Source organism: Pseudomonas sp. MWU15-20650 (assembly GCF_023242475.1).
GTDB lineage: Bacteria > Pseudomonadota > Gammaproteobacteria > Pseudomonadales > Pseudomonadaceae > Aquipseudomonas.
Genome location: NZ_JALJFG010000020.1, coordinates 1 through 11665 on the forward strand (window position 1 = coordinate 1; position 11665 = coordinate 11665).

10 protein-coding genes and 1 pseudogene are annotated in these 11665 nt (G+C 62.6%); 6 read left to right on the plus strand and 5 right to left on the minus strand.

Annotated elements, in window-relative coordinates; genetic code table 11:
• Both M5B43_RS16135 and M5B43_RS16140 read left to right on the plus strand, forming a co-directional pair.
• Positions 1–291, plus strand: a 291-nt coding sequence (locus M5B43_RS16135) for a hypothetical protein (RefSeq protein WP_248751101.1), incomplete at its 5' end; no start/stop codon positions are given.
• 73 nt (positions 292–364) lie between these two features.
• Positions 365–2530: a mechanosensitive ion channel domain-containing protein gene (locus M5B43_RS16140; protein ID WP_248751029.1), complete on the plus strand. Its 2166-nt coding sequence runs from the start codon at positions 365–367 to the stop codon at positions 2528–2530.
• A 222-nt stretch (positions 2531–2752) separates the two neighbouring features.
• Here M5B43_RS16140 and M5B43_RS16145 read toward each other — a convergent pair whose 3' ends face one another.
• From M5B43_RS16145 to M5B43_RS16165, 5 genes are all read right to left on the minus strand, one after another.
• Positions 2753–2977 (minus strand): MbtH family protein, encoded by a 225-nt coding sequence (locus M5B43_RS16145; RefSeq protein ID WP_028617283.1) that lies wholly within the window; start codon positions 2975–2977, stop codon positions 2753–2755.
• 82 nt (positions 2978–3059) lie between these two features.
• Positions 3060–4472, minus strand: a complete 1413-nt coding sequence (locus tag M5B43_RS16150; protein WP_248751030.1) for an aspartate aminotransferase family protein — start codon at positions 4470–4472, stop codon at positions 3060–3062.
• Positions 4473–4804: 332 nt separating this feature from the next.
• Positions 4805–5572 (minus strand): N-acetylmuramoyl-L-alanine amidase, encoded by a 768-nt coding sequence (locus tag M5B43_RS16155; RefSeq protein ID WP_248751031.1) that lies wholly within the window; start codon positions 5570–5572, stop codon positions 4805–4807.
• A 120-nt stretch (positions 5573–5692) separates the two neighbouring features.
• Positions 5693–7012 (minus strand): ATP-binding protein, encoded by a 1320-nt coding sequence (locus M5B43_RS16160; protein ID WP_248751032.1) that lies wholly within the window; start codon positions 7010–7012, stop codon positions 5693–5695.
• Positions 7012–7707 carry a response regulator transcription factor gene (locus M5B43_RS16165; RefSeq protein ID WP_248751033.1) on the minus strand — a complete coding sequence of 232 codons (696 nt, stop codon included), beginning with the start codon at positions 7705–7707 and terminating at the stop codon, positions 7012–7014. Before M5B43_RS16165 ends, M5B43_RS16160 begins: the two co-directional genes overlap by 1 nt.
• Before the next feature lie 175 nt (positions 7708–7882).
• Between M5B43_RS16165 and dsbD the strand changes: the two genes are divergently transcribed.
• The 4 genes and pseudogenes from dsbD to M5B43_RS16185 form a co-directional block, all read left to right on the plus strand.
• Positions 7883–9610 (plus strand): protein-disulfide reductase DsbD, encoded by a 1728-nt coding sequence (dsbD, locus tag M5B43_RS16170; protein WP_248751034.1) that lies wholly within the window; start codon positions 7883–7885, stop codon positions 9608–9610.
• Entirely contained in the window at positions 9610–10455 is an 846-nt protein-coding gene (locus M5B43_RS16175) for a TlpA disulfide reductase family protein (protein ID WP_248751035.1), read from the plus strand. The genes dsbD and M5B43_RS16175 overlap by 1 nt, the downstream gene beginning before the upstream one ends.
• Complete coding sequence (gene dsbG, locus M5B43_RS16180; protein ID WP_248751036.1) at positions 10431–11204, plus strand: thiol:disulfide interchange protein DsbG; 774 nt, start codon at positions 10431–10433, stop codon at positions 11202–11204. The genes M5B43_RS16175 and dsbG overlap by 25 nt, the downstream gene beginning before the upstream one ends.
• Before the next feature lie 102 nt (positions 11205–11306).
• A pseudogene (locus M5B43_RS16185) lies at positions 11307–11626 on the plus strand (transposase); the annotation flags it as partial.
• Between the last annotated feature and the right edge of the window lie 39 nt (positions 11627–11665).

Sequence of the window (11665 nt, forward strand, 5' to 3'; positions counted from 1 at the left end):
AATGTGGGAGGGGCTGCGCATCTATCCGAACGGCAAACTGACCTGCATCACCTGCACATCTCATATTCCGACCTAGACTTGTCAGTATCCCCATTCCGACAAGGCCGTCGTCCCATGATCACCATGTCCTCCTTCCACGCCATGCTTATCCCCATTCTGATCGGCATGATCCTTCTGGCGGTAGGCTTCAACTTCCGCGACAAGCCCCTCGGCGTATTCGGCATGTGGATCGGCATGCTGCTGATTCTGGCGACTGTGGTTTACAAGATCCTCGCCAAATTGGCGGAATGACAAATGCGCTCGCATTGGGCATAGCGGCCTCGTACACTCGGTCAATTCGTCGTTTCCAAGGTTGACCGCCTCTGTGCTTTCCCGTCTGCTTGCCCTGCCCTGTTATGCCCTGATCGCCCTGCTCACGCTATTGCCGCTTACATCGGCCCAGGCCGTGAGCTTGCCCGGCTTGCTGGGCAACTCCACCAAAGCCCAGCCCCAAGCCGACGTACCGCTGGGGCAGTCGCTGGATGAGGTGATCAAGACCCTGGAGAGCGACCAGCAGCGCACCCAACTGCTGAGCGACCTGAAGAAGCTGCGCGAGGCCACGCAAAAAGCCCAGCCGGCCACCGAGCAAGGCGTGCTCGGCTTGATCGGCGGAACCCTGGCGGGCCTTGAGGCACAGTTCTCCGGCGCCGACAGCCCGCTGGGGCGCTGGTCCAATGAAGTGGACCTGGCCAAGGACGAACTCAGCGCCCTGATGTTGCCGGCCAGCGAATGGCTGCCGATCATTTTCGGCTTTGCCGTGATCCTGGCGGTGTGGAGCCTGCTGGCTGCAGCGCTGATCTGGCTCAGCCATCGGGTACGCGAGCGCTTCGGGCTCCCCGAAGAACTGCCGCAACACCCTCGCACCTGGGACATGCTGCGCTTTGCCCTGCGCAAGCTCGGCCCGTGGCTGATCGCCCTGGTGATCACGGTTTACCTGAGCTACGCCCTGCCTTCGTCCCTGGGTAAATCCTTGGCGATGGTGCTGGCTTACGCGTTGGTGATCGGCACCTGCTTCTCGGCGATCTGTGTGATTGCCTTCTCTGTACTCGACGGCCCGCACCGTCACCGCGCGCTGTACATCCTGCGTCATCAAGCCTTTCGCCCGCTGTGGTGGATCGGCAGCTTTGCCGCCTTCGGTGAAGGGTTGAGCGACCCGCGCCTGGTAACAGCACTGGGCCCGCACCTGGCCCACACCGCAGCCACCGTGGCGAATGTGATGGCGGCACTGTCCACCGGCGTGTTTATCCTGCGGTTCCGCCGGCCGATTGCGCACCTGATCCGCAACCAGCCGCTGTCGCGCCGCCTCACGCGCCGCGCCCTCACCGACACCCTGTCGATTATCGGCACCTTCTGGTACATCCCGGCGTTGCTGCTGGTGGGCATCTCGCTGTTCGCCACCTTCCTGTCGGCCGGCGATACCAGTACTGCCCTGCGCCAATCGCTGCTGTGCACGGTGTTGCTGGTGCTGTGCATGGTGATCAATGGCCTGGTGCGGCGCCACGCGCTCAAGCCGCAGCGCGGGCATAAGCGTCACGCGCTGTATTCCGAGCGCCTGAAAAGCTTCGTCTACACCCTGGTGCACCTGGTGGTGTGGCTGGTGTTTATTGAGCTGGGGCTGCGGGTCTGGGGCCTGTCGATGATTCGCTTCACCGAAGGTGACGGCCATGAAGTCAGCGTCAAGCTGTTTGGCCTGGGCGGCACGCTGCTGTTCGCCTGGCTGATCTGGATCCTCAGTGACACCGCGATCCATCACGCCCTGACTCGCTCGCGCAAAGGCTTGGCCAACGCCCGTGCGCAAACCATGATGCCGTTGATCCGCAACGTGCTGTTCGTGACCATCTTTATCATCGCCGCCATCGTGGCCCTGGCGAACATGGGCATGAACGTCACGCCGCTGTTGGCCGGTGCGGGTGTGATCGGTATCGCCATCGGTTTTGGCGCGCAGTCGCTGGTGGCGGACTTGATCACCGGCCTGTTCATCATCATCGAAGACTCCCTGGCCATCGATGACTACGTGGATGTCGGCGGCCACCTCGGCACCGTCGAGGGCCTGACCATCCGCACCGTGCGCCTGCGTGACATCGACGGCATCGTGCACACCATCCCGTTCAGCGAGATCAAGAGCATCAAGAACTACTCCCGGGAGTTCGGCTACGCGATCTTCCGGGTGGCAATCCCCTACAACATGGAAATCGACGACGCCATCAAGTTGATGCGCGATGTCGGCCAGAAGATGCGCAACGACCCGCTGCAACGCCGCAATATTTGGTCGCCGCTGGAGATTCAGGGCGTGGAAAGCTTTGAGTCCGGCAGCGCAATCCTGCGGGCGCGCTTCAAGACCGCGCCGATCAAGCAGTGGGAAGTGTCGCGGGCGTTCAACCTGTCGCTCAAGCGCCATCTGGATGAAGCCGGGCTGGACCTGGCGACGCCGCGCTTGAGTGTGCAGGTGGTGACCGCCGGTACGGTGCAGGAGAAAGAGACACAGCAATGAACAGGCAGAGATGCTGAGCGAGAAAATCCTCGCCAAGCCTGCGCTGGGCGGCCAAGGATGACGTGATGCAGGGCTGAATCACGACCCGGGGTGCTTTGTGGATTGTGGCGAGCGAGCTTGCTCGCGCTGGAGTGCGAAGCGCTCCCATTTTTTGGGGCTGCTTCGCAGCCCAACCGGAGCAAGCCCCTCGCCACAGGAAGCCTGCCCCAGTGACCGTTTGTGTCAACCTGCGAGCGCAGCGCCGTCCATCTTCTGGCGCAGGCTCAACGGACGCATGTCGGTCCAGACCTCTTCGATGTAGGCCAGGCACTCTTTCTTCATGCCACTCTTGCCCACCGTGCGCCAGCCTTCCGGCACAGCCTTGTAGTCGGGCCAGATCGAGTATTGCTCTTCGTGGTTGACCACCACCTGGAACAGGATGTCGTCGCGGTCAAATACTGAGGTCATTGCGGTTCTCCGTCGCTCAAAGGCTGGCTGCGCACCACGCGCAGCGCTGATATCTGTAGAAACGTACCAAGGGCCTGGAAAATTAGAGGCCGGCAACTGCCGCCGCCAAGGCGCGCCCGAAGATCTCGGCCACTTGGTCGACCTCTGTGGCAGTGATCACCAACGGTGGCAGGAAGCGCACCACGCTGCCATGGCGCCCGCCCAGTTCCAGGATCAGGCCACGCTTGAGGCATTCACGTTGCACCCGCGGCGCCAACTGTCGATGCACGGGGGGGTGGCCCTGAGTGTCGAGCGTGCCATCCGGGTCAACCAGTTCCACCCCGAGCATCAGCCCACGCCCACGAATATCGCCCAACTGCGGGAAGTCGCGCTGCAGGCTGCGCAAGTGTTCGCCCAGGCGCTCACCCATGACGGCCGCGTGGCCCGCCAGATCATGCGCCTGGAGGTAGCGCATCACCGCCGAACCCGCCGCCATGGCCATCTGGTTGCCACGGAACGTCCCGGCATGAGCACCCGGCAGCCAGGTGTCGAGCCAGTCGCGATACACCACGACCGCCAGCGGCAAGCTGCCGCCGATGGCTTTGGACATCACCACCACATCCGGAATGATACCGGCGTGTTCGAACGCAAACATCTTGCCGGTGCGGCCGAAACCACTCTGGATTTCATCGACGATCAACGCCACCCCGGCCTGCTCGGTGATACGCCGCAAGCCGCGCAGCCAATCGAGATCGGCGGGGATCACACCGCCCTCGCCCTGCACCACTTCGACAATCACCGCCGCCGGCAGCAGCACGCCGGCTTCCGGATCGTTGAGCAGGTTTTCCAGGTAATGCAGGTTGACCCGCACGCCTTGCGCGCCACCCAGGCCGAACGGACAGCGGTAGTCGTAAGGGTATGGCAGGAACTGCACGCCATTGCCGAGCAACGCCCCCAACGGTTGCTTCGGCCCCAGGCTGCCCATCAGGCTCAAGGCGCCCTGGCTCATGCCGTGATAACCGCCCTGGAACGACAGCACAGTGCTGCGACCGGTCGCCGTGCGCACCAGTTTCAACGCAGCTTCCACCGCATCGGTCCCCGTGGGGCCGCAGAACTGGATTTTCGCTTCCCGCGCCAACGCCGAGGGCAGCAGACCAAACAGGTCCTGCACGAACTGATCCTTGACCGGTGTCGTCAGGTCAAGGGTGTGCAGGGGCAGCTCGTCGCTCAATACCTGCTCAATGGCCTGGATCACCACCGGGTGGTTATGCCCCAGCGCCAGGGTTCCGGCGCCGGCCAGGCAGTCGATGAAACGGCGGCCCTCCACGTCTTCCACATAAATGCCCTTGGCGCGCTTGAGCGCCAGGGGAATGCGTCGTGGATAGCTGCGGGCGTTGGACTCCTGCTGGCGTTGGCGGGCCAGCAGCGGGGTTTCGTCAAACTGGTAGAGCGTTTCCGCCGGCGCCGGGCCCGCGTGCACGGGGGCGTCTTCGATACGGCTGGTAGCGACTGACATCTCTCGATCCCTCAATACGCTGATGATGGTGACCAAACTGCCGATCCGTGGGCGGGGAACGTGGGACATGCGCACGGATTTCATGTTCTGGAGACGCATCAGGTGCGGGGGGATTTAGGTCTGTGGTCGTTTTAAGTCAGATAGGCCGGGTACCTATCTGATTCTGTCGTAACGGCTCTGCCATTACGGGAGGTTTACCCGATGCATGGAGATCACACTGTGGGAAGGGGCTTGCTCCCGATTGCGGTGATTCAGCTAAAAACGTGTTAACTGACACACCCTCATCGGGATCAAGCCCCCTCCCACACGTTGAAACGCGGCTATGCGCCCCCTCAAATGCCCCGATACCGCTCATTCAGCGCATACAGAATCGCGCACGTCTGCGCATCCAGGAACCCGCAGTCATCCCGGCTACGAAAGTGCATCTGGAACGCCCTTGTCCGCTGCTCGAACGCCTGCCGGTTCTGCGCCGGTTTATAGCCATACCGCTGAAACGCGCGCTCCACTTCCACCTCCGGCGGCAGCGCCACGCAAAACCTGCGCTGATACATTGCCCGGGTCGACTCATCGAACCAGGCCCCGACGCCCGCCTCATATAAGTCCTGCCACGGAAATCGCGGCCCCGGATCACGCTTGCGCCAATACGCCACATCCGAATGCCCGAGGATGTCGGTCGGCCCGATCTGCGGGTAGCGTGCGAGGATGTCGCGCAGTAAATCAATCAGTACGACAACCTGTTCCTGGCTATAGGCAGGAAAGCTGAACACACCCTGGTCATCTCGCGCCAAATTGACGATTTCGATGCCAATCGAACGACTGTTGAGATTATCCCGCCCCAGCCAATGGCTGACCCCGGCATGCCAGGCGCGCTTGTCCTCGTCCACCAGGTGGAACACCCGCAACTCGTCATAACCGGCGCGGCGGTAGCTGGGTTCATCAGGGTCGGGCAAAAGATAGTGGGCACTCACGCCGTCGTGAGTCAGGGTATGCAGGGACGATTTAAACGGCGCTGCGGTGTAGTGCAGGATTACCTGCCGCACGGGCTCGCCATTCCGTTCGTTGAAGCCCGTGGAGGGGAAACTGGTATCGATGACCAACATATGAACCGTCCTTTTCAATTCGGACCGAATCATTCGGCCCGTTCAAGCGCAAAAAATTACCGCCATCCTGAAGGGTTGAACTTCGGGCGGGCGGTAACTATTTGGCACATGAAAAAGCGCTCACTTGCGCAGCGGCATACTCAGGTCAACCCGCAAGCCATCCGGCTGGCTGTCGAACTTCAACGAGCAGGAGCAGCGCTGCACAATCGCCTGGACGATCGCCAGGCCCAGGCCACACCCCTCGCTGCTGCCGTTACGCCAGAAGCGTTGGGTCAGGTATTGCAGGTCTTCACTGGAAATCTGCTTGCCATGGTCACGCACGCGGAACACCACATTGTCCGCCGTACTGAAGACGCTCAGTTCCACCCGGGTATCGGCCGGGGTATGGCGCAAGGCGTTGTCCAGCAGGTTGCGCAAGGCCGCGACAGCCAAGCCCACCGGCATTTCTACCGGAGCCTTGCTGAGGCTGTCTGACAGCATCAGGTCGATACGCCGATTGTCACCGGCGTTGGCATCCTGGATCGCCAGCCTGGCGACCTCATCGGCGCTGGACTGCAAGCCATCGTCAAACGACAAACTGCCTTCCACCCGCGCCAGCAGCAGGAGTTGCTCCAGGGTGCGATGCAGCCGGTCGGCGCCCTCCTCGGCGTGGGCCAGGGACTGGTCGCGGGCCGCGCCGTCGGTCATGCGCGCCACTTGCAGGTGGGTCTTGATCGCCGTCAACGGGCTGCGCAACTCATGGGCGGCGTCACCGGTGAGGCGGCGTTCGCGCTCGATGGTCTTGGCGATGCGCTGCAGCAGTTGGTTCTGGGTATCGAGCAGCGGCTTGAGTTCGCTGGGCAACGGATGGATCTGCAACGGCTCGAGGGAGTCGGCGCTGCGGCGCATCAAGGCGTCACGCATCCGATTGAGGGGTACCAGGCTCTGGCCGATACCCAGCCACAATAGGCACAGGCAGCCCAACAAGGCCACACCAACGGGCACCGAGGCCGCCAGCAGGATCGACAGGTTCAACGCCTCGCGCTCCACCTGGCGGTCAGCCGTGGTGATCAGCAAGTCACCCCGAGACAGGGTGAAACTGCGCCAGCCCACACCGTCGATGACCTGGTCGCGAAAGCCGCTCTTGCGCGACTCCAGCCCCTCATCCGGCGTGGTATGGCTGCGCGCCAGGATCTCGCCGCGCAAGGAACTGACCTGGCACGCCATGCCCCCCGGCACATTCAGTTGCTCGGTGCGCAGATGCGTACCGCCGCTCACACTGGCCAGGCCCGGCATCTGCTCGGTCAGCCCCGCGACCATGCGCGCCGACGCGACCAGGCGCTGGTCGAGGGAAAACATCATCTGGTTGCGCAAATCGTTGAGCATCCAGGCCGCGGCCAGGGTCCAGATCAACACAAAAGCGGCGCCCAGCTTGAACGTCAGGCGCAGTCGCAGGCTCATCACTTGGCCTTCTCGCTGGCATCGGCAGGGCCACCGTCGGCCTGGCCCAGGCGATAGCCCAGGCCACGCACGGTCTCGACGATGCCGTTGCCCAATTTACGGCGCAGGTGATGGATGTGCACGTTGAGGGCGTTGCTTTCCAGTTCGTCGCTGAAGCCGTAGACGCTGTCTTTGAGTTGTTCGCTGGAGAGCACGCGGCCCTTGTTATGCAACAGGGCTTGCAACAGCGCCTGTTCGCGCCGCGACAGGTCGACCGGCTCGCCGCCCAGGAAGGTCTCGCGGCTGCTCGGGTCGTAGGCCAGCCGGCCGTGTTCGATCAGGTTGACGCTACGCCCCGCCACTCGCCGCAGCAGGGTTTGCAAGCGGGCAGCGAGTTCACGCAGGTCGAACGGTTTGAGCAGGTAGTCATCGGCGCCGGCTTGCAAGCCGTCGACGCGGTTGGTCACCGAATCCCGTGCGGTGAGGATCAGAACCGGAATGTCCAGGCCCTGGCTGCGCTGTTGTTGCAACAGTTTGAGGCCGTCTTCGTCGGGCAGGCCGAGGTCGAGCACCATGATGTCGAAGGCCGCCGCCTTGAGCATCGCCCTGGCGGCGGCAGCCGTGGCCACGCGCTCGACCGTAAAGCCCTGGGCACCGAGGCCGGCCACGATGCCGCTGGCGATCAGTTCGTCGTCTTCACAGACCAGTACGTGCATGCTGAACCCTTCATGAAAGATGGGGGAATTAAAAGTGCAACGGATTAAGCAGCGATTATGCCGCGAAAAGAAGCCCCCTCAGACAATCCCTACACTTTAGAATAGCCCCGGTTAATCATCGGTTAATCAACGCCACACATTGTGTGCCTCACTTGCATCGAACTAAGGCTTGACCATGCGGCATCTGTTTACCTTTCTGCTGGTGTTGTTCGCGGGGTTCGCCCAGGCTGTGCCGGGTAATCCCTTCGAGACCAAACCTGATTTCCTCCCGGTGGGCAAAGCCTTCACCTTTACCTCCGAACGTCTTGAAAGTGGCGAAACCCAGCTGTATTGGCAGATTGCCGACGGTTATTACCTGTACCAACAACGCATGAAGTTCGACGGCCTCGCCGAAAAACCCGCGTTGCCGCCAGGCGAAGCCCATAGCGATGAGTTCTTCGGCGAGCAGCAGGTGTACCGCCAGGGCCTGGAAGTGAAGCTGCCGGCCGGTGCCAGCGGCCAGGTCAAGCTGGGCTGGCAGGGCTGCGCCGATGCGGGCCTGTGCTACCCACCGCAGTCGATCACCGTGGACCTGGGCGGCAACCCCGCCGTCGCGGCCACTGCGCAAGCCCAGGACCAAAGCCTGGCCAGCGGCCTGCAGCAGCGCAGCCTGGGCTGGAGCCTGCTGGTGTTCTTTGGCCTGGGCTTGCTGCTGGCATTTGCTCCGTGTTCGCTGCCGATGCTGCCGATCCTCGCCGGCCTGGTCGTCGGCAGTGGCGCCAGCCCGCGTCGCGGCTTCGCCTTGGCCGGCAGCTACGTGGTGTGCATGGCACTGGTGTATGCCGCGTTGGGTGTGTTGGCCGCGCTGCTGGGCGCCAACCTCGCCGCACTGTTGCAAACCCCTTGGATCCTGGGCAGCTTCGCCGCCTTGTTTGTGATCCTCGCCCTGCCGATGTTCGGTTTCTTTGAACTGCAACTGCCGGTCGCCCTGCGTGATCGCCTGGACAACGTCAGCCGTAACCAGAGCGGCGGCAGCCTGATCGGTGCCGGGGTGCTCGGCGCCCTCTCCGGCCTGTTGGTCGGCCCATGCATGACCGCGCCCCTGGCCGGCGCCTTGCTGTATATCGCCCAGAGTGGCAATGCGTTGCACGGTGGCCTGATCCTGTTCGCCATGGGCATCGGCATCGGCATTCCGCTGTTGCTGCTGGTCACCGTGGGCAATCGCTTCCTGCCCAAGCCGGGCACTTGGATGAATGTGCTCAAGGGGGTCTTCGGCTTCCTGTTCCTGGCCACTGCCGTGCTGATGATCCGCCCGGTGGTCGGCGAAAGCCTGTGGCTTGGCCTGTGGGGCGCGCTGGCCATCGCAATGGCCTATTGCGGCTGGCGCCTGGCCCAGGATTTCGGGCGTGTCGCCATGCTGTTCGGCGCCGGTTCCGTCGTCCTGGGGTTGTGGGGTGGCTTGCTGATGGTGGGTGCGGCGGGCGGCAGCGATGATGTATGGCAACCGTTGAAGGTCTACAGCGGTTCGCGTGCCGACGCGGCGCCGAGCGCCCATGATGCTTTCATGACGATCAACGACCCGGCCGTGCTGCAAAGCCAGCTCGACAGCGCCAAGGCCCAGGGCCAGTGGGTACTGGTGGACTACTATGCCGACTGGTGTGTGTCATGCAAGATCATGGAGAAACAGGTCTTCGGCCAACCCGACGTGATGGACGCGCTCAAAGACGTGCGCCTGCTGCGCCTGGATGTCACCGCCGACAATGCCGCCAGCCGCGCCCTGCTGGGGCGTTACAAGGTACCGGGGCCACCGAGCTTCGTGTGGATCGGCCCGGACGGTGAAGAACGCCGCGCCCAACGCATTACGGGCGAAGTGGATGCCGCCACCTTCCTGCAACGCTGGACGCAAACCCGGGACGCCCACTGATGCTGACCCTGACCATCGGCACCTTCGCCATCGCCCTGAATCACTTGCTGCTGATCAGCGCGCTGATTCTCGCCACCCTGGTGGGCTGGCGCGTGGCCAAGCGTGGCGGTGAAAACCCCGAATCGGTGCTGTTCAGCCTGTTCCTGCTGGGCATGCTGGTGTCACGCGTCAGCTTTGTGCTGATGTACTGGAGTGACTACAGCAACGACCTGCTGCAAATGGTCGACCTGCGCGACGGCGGCTTTCTCGTCTGGCCCGGTGTGATCGCGCTGATCCTCGGCGCGTTGGCGTACGGCTGGCGGCGCCCGGCCCTGCGTACCCCGCTCACCGCTGGCGTCGTCACCGGGCTGGTGTTCTGGGGCCTGGCCAGCCTGTCCCTGAGCCTCTATGACAAGGGCTCGCAGCTGCCGGACATCACCTTGCGCAATGCCAATGGCGATGTGGTGCAACTGGCCGATTACAAAGGCGGCCCACTGGTGATCAACCTGTGGGCAACCTGGTGCCCGCCGTGCCGCCGCGAAATGCCGGTACTGGAGCGCGCACAACACCAACGCCCCGACGTGACCTTCCTGTTCGTCAACCAGGCCGAAAGCATGCAAAGCGTCAGCACCTTCCTCGCCACCCAGGGCCTGACCCTCGACAACGTCCTGTTTGACGCCAGTGGGCGCCTTGGCCAGGCCGTGGGTTCGATGGCCTTGCCGACAACCCTGTTCTACCAAGCCGATGGGCGCCTGATCAACAGCCACCTGGGCGAACTGTCCCAGGCCAGCCTGGCCCGCGCCATGGAACCCTTCGACACTGCCCCAATAAGGAAACCGACATGCCTCGCCTCCGCCACTTGCTGACCCTGCTGCCGCTGACCTTCTTGTCACTCAGTGCAGCCACCCTGGCCCAGGCCGAAGACTGGCCGGCACCGATCAAACAGATCGAAGCCAAAGGCGCCAAGATCCTCGGCAAGTTCGACGCCCCCAGCGGCCTCACCGGTTACGCCGCCCAATACCAGAACCGCGGCATGGCCCTGTACCTGACCGCCGACGGCAAAAGCGTACTCGCCGGCAACCTGTACGACGCCCAGGGCAACGACCTGAGCAGCGCGCCGCTGGAAAAACTGGTGTACGCGCCGATGGCCAAGGAAGTCTGGGCCAAGATGGAAAAGAGCAGTTGGATCCAGGACGGCGATAAAAATGCACCACGCACCGTCTACCTGTTCAGCGACCCCAACTGCCCGTACTGCAACATGTTCTGGGAACAGGCCCGCCCATGGGTAAAAGCCGGCAAGGTGCAGTTGCGTCACATCATGGTCGGCATCATTCGCGAAGACAGCCCGGGTAAATCCGCCGCCCTGTTCGCCGCCAAAGACCCGCAAAAAGCCCTGGAAGAACACGAAGCCGCCGGCAAGGGCAGCAAGCTCAAGGCCCTGGAGAAGATCCCGGCCGATATCGAAGCCAAGCTCGACGCCAATATGAAGTTGATGGATGAACTGGAGTTGTCGGCGACGCCGGCGATTTTCTACCTGGATGACCAGGGTGGGTTGCAACAGCAGCAAGGGGCGCCTTCGCCGGATAAGTTGGTGAAGATATTGGGGCCAAAATAACCAGATACTAGGCTCTGTACGAAATCCCGAGAAACCCGATCGTCGCCCCTCGAACGCTGAGACTTTGTAGCGTCTGCGCCATCAACGGAAAGGAATTCGGTGATGGCAAAGCGTTACGAACTCGCGGACGAGGCCTGGGATGTGCTCTCCGATCTCTTCATCGAAACCCAGGGTAGGGGGCGGTCTCGTTTGAACGACCGATTGATGCTCGATGGCGTGCTCCGGGTTCTCTGCTCCGGTGCTGCCTGGCGAGATCTACCCGACCGTTTCGGGGCTGGCGAAATCAGGGAAGGTTCGACCAGATGCTCAAGCGCTTTCATCTGAGGTTGAATGAGCAAGGTTTGATTGTGCAGACCTGGATGATCGACTCAACAGCTGTACGCACAACCCGAGCCTCGTCTGGCGCCGGAAAAAAAGGGGGCCTGATAAGTGAGTCCTATTTTCTAGCCCTCGCCCACTGT